General features: G+C 69.1%; 14 protein-coding genes. 6 read left to right on the plus strand and 8 right to left on the minus strand.

Annotation, left to right across the window (positions count from 1 at the left end; translation table 11 throughout):
• Positions 1–126: 126 nt before the first annotated feature.
• The 3 genes from ABZV93_RS26280 to ABZV93_RS26290 form a co-directional block, all read right to left on the minus strand.
• On the minus strand, positions 127–456 hold the full coding sequence (locus ABZV93_RS26280) for a hypothetical protein (RefSeq protein WP_354941117.1): 330 nt from the start codon (positions 454–456) through the stop codon (positions 127–129).
• Positions 457–553: 97 nt separating this feature from the next.
• The gene (locus ABZV93_RS26285) at positions 554–778 is read right to left on the minus strand and encodes a hypothetical protein (RefSeq protein ID WP_354941120.1); all 225 of its coding nucleotides are present in this window, start codon (positions 776–778) and stop codon (positions 554–556) included.
• 794 nt (positions 779–1572) lie between these two features.
• The gene (locus ABZV93_RS26290) at positions 1573–1962 is read right to left on the minus strand and encodes a hypothetical protein (protein WP_354941123.1); all 390 of its coding nucleotides are present in this window, start codon (positions 1960–1962) and stop codon (positions 1573–1575) included.
• Here ABZV93_RS26290 and ABZV93_RS26295 point away from each other — a divergent pair.
• From ABZV93_RS26295 to ABZV93_RS26305, 3 genes are all read left to right on the plus strand, one after another.
• Entirely contained in the window at positions 1943–2659 is a 717-nt protein-coding gene (locus ABZV93_RS26295) for a hypothetical protein (protein ID WP_354941126.1), read from the plus strand. The two genes, ABZV93_RS26290 and ABZV93_RS26295, sit on opposite strands and share 20 nt — an antisense overlap.
• A 326-nt stretch (positions 2660–2985) precedes the next feature.
• A complete protein-coding gene (locus tag ABZV93_RS26300; RefSeq protein WP_354941129.1) occupies positions 2986–3873 on the plus strand; it encodes a transglutaminase-like domain-containing protein in 888 nt (295 codons plus the stop codon).
• Positions 3874–3921: 48 nt separating this feature from the next.
• Entirely contained in the window at positions 3922–4779 is an 858-nt protein-coding gene (locus tag ABZV93_RS26305; protein ID WP_354941132.1) for a MerR family transcriptional regulator, read from the plus strand.
• 19 nt (positions 4780–4798) lie between these two features.
• Here ABZV93_RS26305 and ABZV93_RS26310 read toward each other — a convergent pair whose 3' ends face one another.
• A complete protein-coding gene (locus ABZV93_RS26310) occupies positions 4799–5644 on the minus strand; it encodes a phosphotransferase (RefSeq protein ID WP_354941135.1) in 846 nt (281 codons plus the stop codon).
• A 202-nt stretch (positions 5645–5846) separates the two neighbouring features.
• Between ABZV93_RS26310 and ABZV93_RS26315 the strand changes: the two genes are divergently transcribed.
• Positions 5847–7982, plus strand: coding sequence for a DUF222 domain-containing protein (locus tag ABZV93_RS26315; RefSeq protein WP_354941138.1), 2136 nt, complete (start codon positions 5847–5849; stop codon positions 7980–7982).
• 110 nt (positions 7983–8092) lie between these two features.
• Here the strand turns inward: ABZV93_RS26315 and ABZV93_RS26320 are convergent, their stop codons facing one another.
• The 3 genes from ABZV93_RS26320 to ABZV93_RS26330 all read right to left on the minus strand — a co-directional run bounded on the left by ABZV93_RS26320 (position 8093) and on the right by ABZV93_RS26330 (position 10387).
• Entirely contained in the window at positions 8093–8947 is an 855-nt protein-coding gene (locus tag ABZV93_RS26320) for a class I SAM-dependent methyltransferase (protein WP_354941140.1), read from the minus strand.
• 661 nt (positions 8948–9608) lie between these two features.
• Positions 9609–10058: a GNAT family protein gene (locus tag ABZV93_RS26325; protein WP_354941143.1), complete on the minus strand. Its 450-nt coding sequence runs from the start codon at positions 10056–10058 to the stop codon at positions 9609–9611.
• A 149-nt stretch (positions 10059–10207) separates the two neighbouring features.
• Positions 10208–10387, minus strand: coding sequence for a hypothetical protein (locus tag ABZV93_RS26330; protein ID WP_354941146.1), 180 nt, complete (start codon positions 10385–10387; stop codon positions 10208–10210).
• A gap of 315 nt (positions 10388–10702) precedes the next feature.
• On the opposite strand from ABZV93_RS26330, the gene ABZV93_RS26335 reads away from it, so the two are divergent.
• A complete protein-coding gene (locus tag ABZV93_RS26335; protein WP_354941149.1) occupies positions 10703–12811 on the plus strand; it encodes an ABC transporter substrate-binding protein in 2109 nt (702 codons plus the stop codon).
• A gap of 125 nt (positions 12812–12936) precedes the next feature.
• Positions 12937–13356, plus strand: coding sequence for an ester cyclase (locus ABZV93_RS26340; protein WP_354941152.1), 420 nt, complete (start codon positions 12937–12939; stop codon positions 13354–13356).
• A 22-nt stretch (positions 13357–13378) separates the two neighbouring features.
• Here the strand turns inward: ABZV93_RS26340 and ABZV93_RS26345 are convergent, their stop codons facing one another.
• Positions 13379–16378 carry a glycine--tRNA ligase gene (locus ABZV93_RS26345; RefSeq protein ID WP_354941155.1) on the minus strand — a complete coding sequence of 1000 codons (3000 nt, stop codon included), beginning with the start codon at positions 16376–16378 and terminating at the stop codon, positions 13379–13381.
• Between the last annotated feature and the right edge of the window lie 7 nt (positions 16379–16385).

Consider the following 16385-nt stretch of genomic DNA (forward strand, 5'->3'; position numbering starts at 1 on the left):
CGCCAAAGAGAACCGCACCAACCGCCGCTGAACCAACCGCCAGGGGGTCAACTTTCCCGAACCCGCGCGGGGTCAGTTTTCGCGAAGCGTTGACATCTGTCTCCAGGACGCCGAGGCCGCCATAAGTCACCGCTGTATCTCGGCGCGGCGTACAAATCGGAATGTGGTCACCGTGGTCCCCACGAGGGCCACACAGCCCAGAGCGCAGACTACGGCGAGTGCGTTCGAGGCAGTGTCCACCTGAGTGGGCACGGGCCTGTTCGTATCGGCGTAGTCGAATTCCCTGCCCCACAGGTACCAGAACCCTGCCCACGACAGAACGATAAGCGCCATGAGCGGAGCTCCCAGCCGCGCTGCCCGCCTCCGCTGCCGGACGACCAGCACCACAATCGCCAGTGGCGCCATCACCATGGCTCCCAGTGGTCCGACCACGAAAGCGACGTCGAGCAGACTCATGGGCGGAGACACTACAGCGCATGGAGGAAGGCCGGCGAGACGTTGCTTGACACCAGCAAATCCGCTAGACGCGCCGGCCCTTCCACCAGGCGCTCCCTTAATCGCCGGCACCGTCCGTGCCCTTCCGGTAGAGCGCTGTGGGCCGCCACGGCTGCGGCCACGACGAACCTGGCACCAGCTCTGCAACACCGAGCTCGCGCAACCGGTTGAGCGTGTGGCGTACGTTGCCGTCGTCTGTACGGCCGAGCATCTCGGTGATCTGGCGCGGCGATACACCGCCCTCGCCGTTGACATCGAGCAGCGCGGCCACTTGCCGCTGCATCGAACCAACCAAGCGGTCTCTGAAGTCCGGCTGTTCCGTCGGCCTGGCGGTGAACGCGCAGCCAGCTCGGCCGCCGCAGTGGACAGCGCCCTAAGGAACTGCGCGATGGCACGATCCCGGGGATCCGGCGAGGTCTCGGTCATGGGGAGGAGTGATACTTCTGCACCGATTCCATAAGCCGATGGTGGGCCGGGAGGGCCATACGGCCGATCCCCTGCCCAGTGTCGGTGCCGGCCCTCCCGGTCGAGTAGCAGCATACGCCCGGACTCGCACATCTGTTCGATGAATCGAGAGGCGAGGAGAACTCGACGACGGCACACCTAACCCACACCTTTGGACGCGACGAGTCCGCCACTGACGGCGATAGATGATCATGACCAGGACGACGACAGCCGAGGTCACGGCCAAGTTCGCGAGATGACGCACAAGGCGAACAGCCATATTGATCAAATCCGCGGGTCCTGGGTTCGATCCCCGGGCGGCCGACCAACCCCGCAGGCTGCCGGTCTTCCCCGCCGTGCTGCCCAGTGGGGTGGTCCTGGCTACTCGTATGCAGCTGAACATGGGCAGCCGAGCCTCTGCGAAACAGGGATCGGCCGTGGCAGGCCGCTGGCCAGGATGATTCGGTGCGGCGGCGTAGGGTCGATGGCATGCCCACCACCAACGGGTGGCAGCACGAACCCGACCAAATCTCTCGGATGCAGCGGATCGCCCTGGAGTTTCGGCAGCGAGCCGCCCAGACACGTGCGCTCGCCGCGCGGTTGCGCAGGGGAGCGGCGGAGAGAAGCAAACTCCTAGCGGCGCACGCCGGTGAAGCAGCTGTGCAGCGGCTTCGCGCCGCAGAAGTACGAGGACGCGCCGCAGACGAACGTGAACGTGCGGCCAAGGAACGGAGCCGGACTGCGTTCCTTCGCGGGATCGCGGGCCAGGCCCGCCGTCGGCTGGAGGAACTGCGGTTCGTCGAACGCACCGAACGGATGCGCGCCGCGGAAGAGCGCGACCACCTCGCTGACCAGCGCGACCGCGAAGCCGACGAACGCGACCGCCTTGCCGACCAGCGCGAACGGGTCGCCGACGACCGGGACCGCAGCGAAGACCAACGCCAACGCGAAGCCGATCAGCGCGAACGGGTCGACGATGACCGCCAACGGATGGCCGACGAACGTGACCGCGACGCCAACCACCGTGACCGCGACGCGGCAGAACGCGAACGAGCAGCCGACCGGCGAGAACGGGTCGTCGACGAATACGAACGGGCAACCAACCAACAACGCCACGCTGACAATCCCTAAGTTGACCCGAATGTCCCAGGAGCAAACGGCCGAGAATCTGCGCAAGCGAGCCGCCGAGAAGCGTGCGCTCGCCGCGCGGTTGCGTACACAGGCGGCCAGGCAACGCGCTCAGGCGGAGCAGAACCGTGCGGCCTGTTTGGCGGCCGGTGGTCAGGAGTACCTCCGGCCAGATCGTGCCGCAGCGGACCGAGCCCGGGTCGACCGGTCTCTCAAAACCCAATATCGACGTCTCGCCGCCGAGGCCCACCGCCGGCTCGTCGAACTGGGAACCCTCGATCCCAAGGAATACCAACGAGGCGTCAACCAGCGCGACCGGGACGCCGACCAACGCGAAGCCCATGCCGACCAACGCGAAGCCGATGCCGATGAACGTGAACGCCTCATCGACGAACGTGAGCGGATCGCTGATGAGCGCGAACGCCTGGCCGAGGAGCGGGAAAGCCTGGCGGAGGAGCGCGAACGGGCCACCGACGAGCGCGAACGGGCCACCGACGAGCGCGACCAGGCCGCCGACGAACGTGACCAGGCCGCCGACGCTCCTGGCCGTGACCCTCACCGGCCGTCGTCCGAGCACGCGGTGAGTGACTAACTGAGTGACAATCGCGCGGCATCCAACCGGACCACACCGCACAACCACGTACCAGACGCACGCGGCGACGAGCGTGACGAGCCAGCTCCCGACCCCGCGGGGCATGCTTCGGGACGAAGAGGTCGTGGGTTCAAATCCCGCCACCCCGACGCAGGTCGCAGGGGGTGTCACCATCAGGTGGCACCCCCTTTGACGTCCTCTGAGTGCGCGGCTCCTTGCATGAGCGGAGCGGTTGACGCGGGAGTCCGGGCCGAGCGGTTGACCCTGCCCCTGGGGCAAGGGCGAGGTTGGGGCCACCGCTCGCGCTCACCGGAGGGAGCCCCGCCGTGCTGACCACGGATCCGACGCTCGACTTCTACCTGGAGCCGGGGAGGATGACCTCGCCCGGGCGTTACCGGGAGGTGTTCGACGGCCTGCCCCGCGACCTCGGCGCTCTGGCCCGGGTCGGGCACGGCCTGCTCGTCCACGAGCACATCGCCCCCGCCTACGGGCTGACACTCACCGACGAGCAGCGCGGCCCTGTGCACATCCGCCCGGTGGAGCAGTTGCTCGAACGGCTGCTGGCCGACGACGACAGTCCGCTCACCGCTCCGCGTCCACCCGAGAGGCGGCTCGCGGGCAACTGCCGGCACTTCACGGTGCTGATGGTTGCCATGTTGCGCCACCAGGGTGTGCCCGCGCGGGCGCGATGCGGATTCGGCGGATACTTCCCGACCGAGGCGTACGAAGATCACTGGGTGTGTGAGTACTGGCATGCCCGAGGCGGGCGGTGGGCCCTGCTCGACGCGCAGATCGACGACGTGCAGCGCGGGATCTTCCCGATCGACTTCGACGTCACCGACGTGCCCCGCGAGCGGTTCCTAGTCGCGGGCGACGCGTGGGCGAGGTGCCGCGCGGGGGACGCCGACCCGGCGAAGTTCGGCCTCACCGGGCTGGACGAGTTCGGCGCCTGGTGGATCGCTGGCAACCTCGTACGCGACGTCGCCGCCCTCAACAACCTGGAGATGCTGCCCTGGGACGACTGGGGTGCGATGCCCGGGCCGGACGAGGAGATCCCGGGCGAGTGGATCGCTCTGTACGACAGACTCGCCACGCTCACCGCATCGCCCGACGCCGGGTTCGAGGAGCTCCGCGCGGCCTTTCGAAGCGATGATCGGGTACGGGTCCCGCAGACTGTCCGCAACGCGGTCCTGAACCGGAGCGAGTCGCTGTGAAGCGCCTGGGGTTCGACGGATCGTGCGGTCTCGGCGAAGATGAGCCGGGTGAGTACACGGCCGCAACGGAGCGTTGACAGCTCTCCCGACGAGCTGCTCACCATCGGCGCGTTTGCCCGCCGGTCAGGCCTGTCGATGAAGGCGTTGCGCCTCTACGACCGGTGCGGGTTACTCAAGCCCGCCGACGTCGACCCGGGCAACGGCTACCGTCGCTACCACGCGAGTCAGCTCTTCACCGCGAGGCTGATCGAGATGCTGCGCTGGGTCGACATGCCGCTCACCGACATCGCGGAGGTCGTGTCCGCGCCGGGCGAGCGTGGCGCGGAGATCCTCCAGACCTACTGGGACGGGGTGGAACGTCGCATTACGGGGCAGCGCGAGCTCGTGCACCACCTCCGGGCCAGCATCCTCGGAGGCGACCACCGATTTGCGGGGTACGAGGTCCGCGTGCGCGACGTGGCGGAGCAGCTCGTGCTCACCGAGTGCAGCCGCGTGCGGCGGGAGGAGCTGGAGGGCTGGGCGGACGAGGTGAAGCGGCGGCTGACGAGCGCGGCGCGGGCGTACGGCGGGCCGAGCGCAGAGCTGTTCGTCGTCTTCCACGGACCCGTCACCAAGGACAACGACGGACCCGTCGAAGTGTGCGTGCCGATCCGCTACGCCCCCGCTACCCACGCCGATGCGACGATCCGTCGCGAACCCGCCCACCGCGAGGCGTACACGACGATCACCAAAGCCCAGTTCGACATGCCGCAGATCCTCTCCGCCTACGAAGCCGTCCAGCGGTGGATCGACGACCACGGACTGACCCGGACCGGACCCGGCCGGGAGGTCTACATCGCCGGGATGGACGTCGACGCTTCCGACCTCGACGACCAGCTGTGTCACGTGGCCTACCCGATCGGGTGAGTCGCCTCCCCGAGTCTGTTCAGCCGTCCGGCAACAGCTCGGCGATCATGCGGTGCCCCTCCCGCTCGAAGGCCTCGTCGCCGACCTGGTAGGCCCACGCCGCGGTTCCGATCGCGTAGCGAACCCGGGTACGGCACCATGCCGCGGGCTCCCGCGGATCCCGGCCGTATCCGTCCAGGAACGCGTCCTCGAGGGACGGATCTGACCGAAACTGCCGGGTGGCCAGCTGAACGAGGTCCGTGAGGGCAGGGCGCAGGTCGGCCCTCCCGAAGTCGATCGCGCTCACCGTACCCTCGTGCACGAGCCAGTTGCGGGGCTGCCAGTCACCATGGTTCGGCACCAGCGAGCTTGCCTCCGTGGGCCACGACTCGATTGTCTCCCGCAGACGCGCGGCGACGTCGGGGGCGATGCGGTGCGGTCTGTTCAGCCACGCGAGTGACTTCGCATTCTCCCGCGCCTCGAACTCCTCGTCCTCGACCGATTGCTGGTCATGCAACTGCGCCAGCATCAGGCCGGCCTGGCGGTAGGTTTCCGGCTCGCGTTCGTGGGTGCTTCCTTGTACGAGTTCGCCAGGCAGGTAACGGGTCACCAACAGTTTGGCGTCGGCGTCTGCGTACACGAGGTCCGGCGCTCGTCCTTGGGATGTCCAAGGCCGCAGCCAGTTGCGATGCGCCCGTAGCTCACGTGCCAGGTGGTGGTCCTTGTCGTCGCCCGCCTTGGCGATGTACCGGACGTCGTTGTGGCGCAGCTCGAGCACGACCGTTCCGACCAGTCCCCAACTGTGGTCTCGAACCACCTCCGCGCCGGGCAGCCAACGCTCCAACAGGTGGCGCTGCTGCTGTGAGAGTTGAGCACCCGAAGTCATCCGGGAAGCCTAGAACAGACTGAGGATGAGCGAGCCGACGCTGTGCAGCGGTCTGCGACGGGGTTGGCGCAGCTGCCGCTCGACCCGGCGAGGGGTTGGTTGCGCCGGACCAGGTGCGCAAGTTGAAGTTGACGTCAGATTCTCTTGTGGACAAGCGGTTTCCGACGAGCGATGGCCGATCTTGTCGGGTAGAATCGAACGCGTGAGCGATGGCGGTGAGGGCTTCGGCGACGGCCACCTGGGTGGGGACCCGGGTGGTCGTCGGGTGCTGCCTGCTGGTTTCGCGGATTTGCCGGGTGGTCCGGAGTTGGCGGCGGCGATCGCCGCGGTGGACCTGGCGGCGTGTAACGGGTGGGAGTTGGAGGAGTACGTCAAGGGGACGCGGCGGATGGTTTGCTGGGCGGAGTCGGCCAGCCTGACGGGGGTGAACGAGCTGACCTACGCCGAGCCTGGTCTGCGTGATGAGCCGGCCGAGCGCAGTGACACCCCGGACCCGATGACGTCGGTGGTGCTGGAGCCGTTGCTGGGGTGGACCGGTTACCGGGCGGCTCAGTACGTGGGGATGGCCGCGGCCGTGTCCCGGCTCCCACGGGTGGGTGAGGCGTTGGCGGGCGGGCGGTTGGAGCTCAACGAGGTCCGCATCATCGTGGACCGGATCGCCGACGCCAAGCCGGACCTGTGGGGTGTGATCGAGGACGCCCTCTTCCCGAAGGTGCTGGAACTGCGCGGCGGACTACTTCGCGCGAAGGTGGAGGCGGAGGTGGTCAATGCCGACCCCGAAGCCGCCGCCAAACGCCACCGCGAAGCCCGCACCGGGCGCAACGTCGCGATCTGGCCCGCCGTCGACGGCGTCGCCGACCTCGCCATCCGCGGACTGTCCGCGGACCAGGCCGCGGAGGCGTACGGCTACATCGACGCCATCGCCCGCGCGGTCAAATCCTCCGGAGATTCCCGCAATCTGGGTCAGTTGCGTGCGCACGTGGCCTACTCCCTGCTCGCCGGCACCGCCGACATCACCGACTGCTCGGCGCCCAGGCAATCCGGCCAGCCGCAGGGTGAGACCAAGCAGAACCAGGCGGCGCAGAACCCGGCGGGGCAGAACCCGGCGGCGCAAGGCGAGGCGGCGCATGGCCTGCCTGGGCAGGAGCAGTCTGAGCAGGACGAGTCTGAGCAGTGCACCGCGGAGGGTGAGCCGCCGCAGGAACGCCCCGACAGCGAGCAGGACGACCCCGAGCCGGTCGACCCCGAGACGGATGACCCCGAGCCGGTCGACGGTGAGCAGTCGGCGAACGAGCAGGGCCAGAACGAGCAGCGCGAGAACGAGCAGGGCGGGCAGGGGCACTGTGGTGTTCACCGGTTCCCCGACCATGATCTGCACGACAGTTGGTGTGAGTGTGGCGACTGTTCTCCTGTGCCGGTCGCCACGTGCACGGTGTGCGGCGGCGCCGCGACGACCGGCGTTCCGGTCCATGACACCGCAGCTCACCATGCCGCCGACCGCGGCTCTGCCGGTGAGAGCGCGACGGAGTGCGACGTGGCCGGGGAGAACGTGGCCGGGGAGAACGTAGCCGGAAGCTCCGCAACCGGTGAGGGTGCGGCTTCGGTGACCGGACCTTCGGCCGCGGGTCAGATCCCGCAGCAGAACCGCCCAGCGGATGAGACGGCCGACCCGCCCGGTCCACCAGTTCCACCCGACCCGCCACCGGACAACTCGACACCACCACCACCACCGCCGTGGTCTTCCACGCAGCCGAGCTGGGGGCCGATCCGAACGCGCGCCAAGATCCAGCTGAACGTGCCGCTGACCACCCTGATGGGGTTGTCCGCCCGGCCCGGGGAACTCGGCGGGTTCGGACCCGTCATCACCGAGGTGGCCGAGCGGTTGGTGGCGAACAACCTCACCAACCCCGAAGCCAGATTCAGCGTCGGGGTCACCCATCCGGTCACGGGGCGGTTACTGCATCTGCATCCGATACCGGCCAGATTCCTGCGCGGACTCCAAGCCGAGCTGGTGGCTGCCCGCGACCAGCGCTGCGTATGGACGACGTGCAGAAGACCGGCGGCCACCTGTCACCTGGACCACAACACCGAACACGCCGACGGCGGGGAAACCGGCGTGGACAACATCACGCCACTGTGCCCGCGCCACCACAAGGCCAAAACCGAACGCGACTGGAAACTGAAGCAGACCGGGCCTGCCGAACACACCCTCACCGACCCCTTCGGCCGCAGCTACAGCAGCCGGGCGCCCTCCCTCACCGACCCGGCGACACCAACCGAGCCCACAACAGCCACCGGCGGCGCCCGAACGGCCAAGGATGACCTGCCGCCGTTCTGACGACGAGGCCCGATGTGCTCTTCGCACGCTCTGCGCTTCCGGGGTGGTCGGTGAGGACCCGCCGGCCGGCTGGCACGCCTGAACCAGCGCGTACACGGCAGACCGACGGCTCATCGACCAATCAGACGGGGGCAGCGGCCGGGCCGCAGGCCCTCTCCTGGTTTTGCAGCCCTGATCAGGTAGCGGTGGTTGTGCACCACGAGCGGGCCCTCATCACGGAGTCGGCGGTCGAGCTCCCGGAGCTTCGCGTCGTACCGGCGTAGGTCGAAGTCGGGGAGCACCCAGGACACCACGGTCAGCTGAAAGACCACTGCGGCGATGTCGTGGAAGGCGTAGGGCGCAAAGTCCTCCTGAGCGGTGAGGATCGAGAACCCCCGACTCACCGACGCAGCAAGGGTTTCGGCGAAGACATCGGTGTCCACGTCCTGCGACGGCGGGGCCCCGAGCGCGGCGTTGAGCTCCAGGTCGTTGCGTGTTCCGCCCTGCTGGGTAAGGAAGATCCCACCCGGCGACAACGCACGCCACACCTCGTCGACCGCGAACGCGCCGTGCCGGTTGAGGACGAGGTCGAACTCGCCGTCGGCAACCGGTAGCCGGTCTCCCTCCTGCGCCCGGCGTACGTCGACGCCCAGCGGTTCCAGGCGTTCGCGGGCAGCGAGCACGTTCGGCTCCCAGCCTTCGGTGGCGACGGTGTACGACGGGAGCGGGACCAGCGAGGCCAGCAGTTCCCCGCCGCCGGTGTCGAGGTCGAGTACGGCGGTGGAGCACGAGATCGCCTCGCGGGCAAGGTCCGGGTACGACCAGGAGAGCTCGCCGCCACTGGTCCGGTTCCGCAGGTAGGAGAAGTCCCACCCGCTCATCGCCTCGGCGGCGGCCAGTGCGTCGGCAACGAGGTCTTCGTAGGTGTCGGCCGCCTGGGCGGCGTCGACGGGTTCGGCTGAGGGGACAGCACGACGTGGGTCCATGGATGAAGGTCCTGTTCAGACGAAGGTACGAGGGCAAAGCAGGACGCGCCGACGGGAAAGTCGCCGTCGGCGCGGCGCCGGGGATCCTCGGCTGCGAACCGGGTCCAAGCGCGGAGCTAGCCGCTATCTCGCACGCCATCACCGTAGCGGACGCCGCAAGCCCTATTGGCTTGTCACTCGAGCACGCCCGAGGCGAACACGCGGCCGTCGAGGACCGGCAGTCGCTAACGTGCGGACATGACGCTGCCGGACCCCGTGCACGTGGGGCTCTGCCGAAGGCCGACCTTCACGTCCACCAGGAAGCCGCTCCACGACTGGACCGCGTACTCGCCCGAGGGCCGGGCAGAGCATCCTCACCTGCACGCTGAGGCGCTCGCGGTCTTCGCCGACCTCACCGTGCCGGCGGACTCCCTTGCCCACAAGGCCGACGCCTGCATCCGTGCGGCGGCGACGGCTTGGCCGGGGTGGACTTCATCGTCACGCCGTACGGCAGGCGGCCGGGGTGTGGGTCACGTTGGCCACCGACGATCCCGTCCAGGTGGGTACGACCATCGATGAGGAGTACGCCGCCGCCGCAACTCGAGGTTGACACCGGTCAGCTCCTGCGGATAACCACGGAACGCGGTGCGGGCCGCGTTCACCACGGCGGAGCGGCGTACGCTCAGGCGCCAGAATGCTCATCAGTTCGTCGGACACCCAACCACCGTTGAGGTACAGGACGTCGCACCGCACTCCTCCACACGAAGCCGACCTTCTCGTACGCGCGACGGGCACGGGGGTTGAAGTCGTAGACGTTCAGCGAGATCCGGTGCAGGCCGAGCTGTTCGAAACCGTGCGCCACCATCAGCCGCACCGCCTCGGTCCCCAGGCCGCGACCCTGCCCGGCGGCCACGAGCGCGATGCGGAGGTTGCAACCGCGGTTGGGCTCGTCCCATTCGTTCAGCACGACCTCGCCCACGCACGCGCCGTTGTACTGATCGACGACGGCGAGGTCCAGACGGTCCGGCTGCTCGTTCCGGCTGTGGACCGCAGAACGGTGGTGTCCTCGGCCAGGAAGCGGCGCAACCTCACCCGCTGTCCGACGACAGTGGCTTGGCGGAGACCGGGTCATGAACCAGCCACCGATCTCGATGGTGACCAGGGTGAGCAGGACCGCGCCGGCGATGATCCGGGAAGGGGTGGCCAGCGCAGGGACTCCATTGCGTACGACTCTCCTTGTGGATTGGGTTCTGCGATCGCGGAACGAGCGGGCTTCCGCGGTCAGCGGTGGGCCGGCGCCGACTCCTGGGTTGGCGCGTGACCTTGAAACGGCACGTCGGCGAGCGCGGCGTGGATGTTCGCCGGCAGGAGCAGGAGGAACAGTGCCGTCAGGCCGACCGCCGCGGTCCAGCACGTTCCGGCGACGACCAGGCCCACGGCGCCGCCCAGGAGTTCGAGCACCCGGTGAGATACACGGTCGCGTCCGCGAACGGCACCATCACCGAATGCTCGGTTGGCACCTGCGTTTCGGTCAGCCGACTGACCAGCGATCACTTCCTGACGGAAACACCCCGGCATACGCGACCGAGCGGTCGCGCGCCGGCCACCCGGCGCACACGACGTTTCACGGTCAAGGGTGCCGACGACCAGAACCGGCGCAAACCCGGCCAATTGGGGACAACCAGGCGCTTTCCGCGCTCAGAACCTGAACACTTGGCCACGGCAGTACCACGTTGTAACGAATTGCTGCAGTCGAAGAAAGCAGGAGACGACAGGATGTTGGACAGGCGCACATTCCTCTACGGCGCGGGCCTCACCGCCGGCGCCGTGACGCTCGGCGCGTGCTCCTCGGGTGGTGGTGAGCAGGCCGCAGAACCCAAGGCGAGCAAGTCGGCGGCAAGTTCGGGCAAGGGGTCGGAGCGCAAGCCGCTCTCGCCGCCGAAGAAGCTCACCGAGGCGCCGATGCTGGCCGACCAGGTGAAGGCCGGCAAGCTTCCCGAGTTGGCGAAGCGCATCCCGTCCAGCCCGTACGTCGTTCCGCACAGGTGGCTGGAGCCGGCGAAGTACGGCGGCAACCTCAACATCCTCGTCCCGGAGACCAACGACCTGCAGATCCTGGAGTACATGTACGGCCACTCCCTGCTGCGGTTCCTCAACGACGCACTGGACATCGGCCCGGGTCTGGTGGAGAGCTTCGAGTCCAACGCGGACGCCTCGGAGTGGACCCTGCACTTCCGCAAGGGCCTGCGCTGGTCGGACGGGCACCCGTGGACCACCGCGGACATCATGTTCTGGTGGGAGGACATGGTCCTCAACACCGAGCACACGGAGGTTCCGCCCGACGAGGCGCGCTCGGGCAAGGGCACGGTCATGAAGATGACCGCGCCGGACGACAACACCCTCGTGCTCACCTACGACGCACCCGCGCCGCTCACGCCGATCCGGCTGGCGGGGTATGTCAACCGTGGTAACGGTTCCACCTGGATGGAGCCCAAGCACTACCTGAAGCAGTACCACCCGCGCTACAACAAGTCCGTCTCGAAGAACTGGGCCAGCGCGGACGGGGAGTTCGAGAAGAAGCGCAACCAGGTGCAGACTCCCGGCTGCCCCGTCATGACCGGCTGGGTGCTGAAGTCCTACAAGGAAGGCCGCACGGCCGTCTGGGAACGCAATCCCTACTACTGGGTCGTCGACCGGGAGGGCCGCCAGCTGCCCAACGTCGACCAGATCACGTTCCGCGCCAACAAGGACGTCGAGGTCGGCAAGCTGCAGATCCAGCAGGGCAAGGTCGACTACGTGCACGGGCCGTTCACCGGGCTGACGCTCGGGGATGTGTCGGGCTTCAAGCAGACCGAGAAGCGCAGCGGGATGGACACCTTCTTCTGGGACAGCGGAACCGGCACCGGTTCGATGTTCTTCTTCAACTACGACTACGAGGACCCGAAGATGCGGGCCCTCATCCGCAAGCCGAAGTTTCGCCAGGCGCTGTCACACGCGTTCCGGCGCGAGGACGCCCGCAAGCAGATCTACTTCAACACCGGTGAGCTCTCCACCGGGACGATGAGCCCGAAGGCCGGAGAGTACCAGTCGGGTGCCGAGGGCCAGAAGATCTACAAGCAGTGGCGCGACTCCTACGTGAAGTACGACCCGGCCAAGGCGAAAGCGCTCCTTGACGAGCTCGGTGTCAAGGACACCAACGGCGACGGTAAGCGGGAGATGCCCGACGGCAGCCCGCTGGCGATCCGCCTGGACTTTCCCGCCGACGCCGGTGACGAGCACCAGCAGAAGAACAACATGCTCAAGCGGGACTGGGAAGCCGTCGGGCTGACGGTCAAACTCAACCCGGTCGCACCCGAAGGCTACGGCGATCAGTGGGCCAACGGCCGGCTTGCCTCGCAGTGCGCATGGGAGGTCAGCAACGGACCCGACCACTTCGCCCAGGTCGCCTGGCTGGTGCCGGTCGAGTCCAGCCGGTGGGCTCCGCTGGAAGGGCAGATGTTCAACATGCGCGGAACGGCGGCGGAGAAGGAGCAGCTCGACGTCGACCCGTTCAAGCGCACACCGCCCCGGATGGCACCGGAGAAGGGCGGCCCGATCGACCGGCTGTGGAAGCTGTACGACCAGGCCAAGCTGGAGCCGGACGAGATCAAGCGGCGCCAACTCGCCTTCCAGATGGTGAAGATCCACATCGACGAGGGCCCGTTCTTCATGGGCACGATCGCCAACACCCCGGCGGTCATGCTGGCCCACAAGGATCTGCGCAACGTTCCCCGCAAGGAGAACCTCACCCAGGGCGGCTTCGTCAACCCGTGGCAGCACCCCACGCCCGCGGTGTACGACCCGGAGACGTACTTCTGGCAGAACCCCGACAAGCACACCACCTGAGACACCGATTGACGGCGGCCACGTGGCCGGGCCTCCCGCCGGGGCCCGGCCACATGGCCTTCGGCCTCCAAAGTCGGGCGTTCTGGCTGCGTCCTCGCAGGGCCCGAGGACCGCAGACTGCTGCCATGAACTCCCTCGTCAGGCAGATCCTGCGGCTGTGGGACGAGCCGATCGTGGACTGGGCGGCGGCCGAGACCGCCTTCCGCGCGGTGTACGCCGACCCGGTGGTGGTCAACGACGTCAAGCTGGCCGTGACCGACCTGGTGCGCCGGGCGCTGGCGCTGCAGGAGACCTACGAAGGCCGTACGACGGACATCATCGAGACGTTCGAGTCCGACGGGCGGATCGCGCTGGCGGTCCGGATGCGGGGACGGCACGTGGGCGCGCTGGCCACCCCGCTCGGCCCGGTCGCACCGACGGGGCGGATGGTGGAGATCCGCGTGATCGACCTGCTCACCGTGTCCGGCGGCCGGGTCACCGCGGTCACCACGCTGTCGGACGAACTCGGCCTGCTCCGCCAGCTCGACGCCGTGGCCCTCATCTGAGCCTTGCCAGGCGGTTCGAGCTCTACAGGGCGTCCCAGTCGAGCACCGGCGCGGCCAGGTCGCGGATCGAGGCCAGCAGCCCGAGCCGGGCGGCGCGTACCGCCTGGTCGTCGGCCATCACCAGCACCGCGTCGAAGAACGCGTTGACCGGGCCGACCAGCCCGCCCACCGCGTCCGCGAACTCCGCCAGGGTGTAGTCCGCCCCCAGCGCGTCGGCGACCTTGCCCAGCTCCTGGTGCAGCGCCAGCTCCTCCGGCTCGGTCAGCGCGGCCGGGTCGTAGGCGCCGGCCACGTCGCCCGGCACGATTCGCCGCACCCGCTGCAGCGCCGCCACCACGTCGGCGAACGCCGGGTCGGACGTACGCCGGGAAAGCTCCCGCAGCGTCTGGTCGGCCAGCGCCGGCGTCCCCGCCAGCGGCAGCACCGCCTGCACGTGGGTGTACTCGTGCCCGGCGTCGAGCAACTGCTGTTCGTACCGCCGTACGACGAACTCAGCGGCGTCGGCCAGCGCCTTGTCCGGCACCTCGACGCCCTGCGCCCGGATCCGCTCGGCGGCCACCGCCAGCCCGCGCTCGACCGTCACCGCGGCGAGGTCGGCCCGGTCACGCAGAATGCTGACCACGCCCAGCGCGGCCCGCCGCAACGCGAACGGGTCGGAGCTTCCGGTCGGGTTGGCACCGACCGCGAACAGGCCGGCCAGCAGGTCCAGCCGGTCCCCCAGCGCCAGCAGGGCGCCCGGGAGGGTCGCCGGCAGCGGGCCGCCGGCGGTGCGGGGCAACTCCATGTCGTACAGCGCCTGAGCGACCGCCTCGGTCTCCCCGGCGCGCCGGGCGTACTCCCGGGCCATCGTCCCGGCCAGCGAGGTCAGCTCCACGACCATCTGCGAGGCCAGGTCGAACTTCGTCAGCTCACCCGCCCTGGCCAGCGTGGTCGCGGCGTCACCGGTCACCGACACCAGCTCACCGAGTCGGTCCGCGACCGCGGCGATCCGGTCGGCGCGCTCGGCCATCGAGCCGAGGCGGTTCTCGAACGCCAGCTTGGCCAGCCCTGCCCGGTGCTGCTCCGGCGGCACCTCCAGGTCGGCCCGCCAGAAGAACGCCGCGTCCTCGTACCTCGCCCGCAGCACCGCCTCGTTGCCGGCCCGCACCACGTCGGCGTCGCAGGAGCCGTCGGCGACCGCGACGAAGTGCGGCAGCAGCGTGCCGTCACCCGCGCGAACCGGGAGGTAGCGCTGGTGCTTGCGCATCACCGTGGTGAGGATCTCCGCCGGCAGGTCGAGGTAGTCGGCCGAGAACGAGCCGAGGATCGGCACCGGGTGCTCGACCAGGTTGACGATCTCCTCGACCAGGGCCGCCTCGCCCTCCAGGTCGATCACGCCGCCGACCTGCGCGGCGAGGGCCCGGGACGCGGCCACGACGAGCTCGCGGCGTTCGTCCGGGCTGGCGGTGATCTCGTGCCGGCGCAGGAAGTCGAGGTAGCCGTCGGCGGACGGCACGGTGACCACCGGCTCCGCCGCCGTACGCCGCACCCGGGTCGTCGGCCCCGACGCGAGCGTGGAGACCGCGACCGGGACGGCCTGCTCGCCGAGCAGGGCCAGCAGCCAGCGGATCGGGCGGGTGAACGACAGCTTCGGGTCGTTCCAGCGCATGTTCGTGTCGGCGCGCAGGTCGGCCACAAGCGAGCCGAGCAGCTCCGACAGCACCCGCGACGCGGGCCGGCCGACGTCGGTGCGCACCGCGGCGACGTACTCCGTGCCGCCCTGCTCGATCCGGGTCAGCTCTGCCGGGTCGACACCCTGGCCGCGGGCGAATCCCTGCGCGGCCTTGGTCGGGTTGCCGTCGGCATCGTAGGCGGCCGACACCTTCGGGCCGCGCACCGTGCGCTCGGCGTCCGGCTCGTGCGGGGCCACCGCCTCCACCACCGCGACGACCCGACGCGGCGTGGCGTAGGTGCGGACCTCGCCGTGGGAGAGGCGGGTGCCGGCGAGCCGGCTGGTGAGCCCCTCGCGGACGGCCTCGGCGGTCCGGCGTACCTCCGCGTGCGGAAGCTCCTCGGTGCCGATCTCGAACAGCAGCGTGCTCGGCTCGTCGATCCTGGGGTACGCCGAGTCGTCGGCCGGCGCCTGCGCGAGCGGCGGCGGCTCGACCAGGCCGAGCGGGTTGCCGAGCTCCTCCCGGCGTTCGGCCCACAGCGTGGCGACCTGGCGGGCCAGCGAGCGCATCCGGCCGAAGGCGTTCGCCCGCTCGGTGGTGCTGATCGCACCGCGGGAGTCGAGCACGTTGAAGACGTGGGAGCACTTCAGGACGAAGTTGTGCGCGGGGACCGGCAGCCTTTCGGCGATGCACCGGCGGGCCTCCCCCTCGTAGTCCTCGAACAGCCGCCAGTTGGTGGCCACGTCGGCGTCGTCGAGGTAGTACCGGCTCATTTCGTACTCGGACTGGCCGAACACCTCGCCGTAGGAGATCCCGGGCGCGTAGGCGATGTCCTTGAAGTGGCCGACGCCCTGCAGCGCCATCAGGATCCGCTCGATGCCGTAGGTGATCTCCACCGACACCGGGTCGAGGTTCTTGCCGCCGGCCTGCTGGAAGTACGTGAACTGGGTGATCTCCAGGCCGTCCAGCCACACCTCCCAGCCCAGGCCCCACGCGCCGAGCGCCGGGGACGCCCAGTTGTCCTCGACGAACCGGATGTCGTGTGCGTCCACGTCGATGCCGAGCGCGCCGAGGCTGCCGAGGTAGACCTCCTGCGGGTCACCCGGGTCGGGCTTGAGGATCACCTGGAACTGTGTGTGGGTCTGCAGGCGGTTGGGGTTCTCGCCGTACCTCGCGTCGTCGGGGCGGACGCTCGGCTCGACGTACGCCACCCGCCACGGCTCCGGCCCCAGGACCCGCAGGATCGTCGCGGGGTTGTACGTACCCGCGCCGACCTCGGTGTTGAAGGGCTGCACGATCATCGCGCCGCGCTCGGTCCAGTAGTTGGTCAGCGCGAGGAGCGCGTCCTGCATCGTCACCACAGTTGCCACGCGGACC

The sequence above is a fragment of the Actinopolymorpha sp. NPDC004070 genome (assembly GCF_040610475.1).
Lineage (GTDB): Bacteria > Actinomycetota > Actinomycetes > Propionibacteriales > Actinopolymorphaceae > Actinopolymorpha.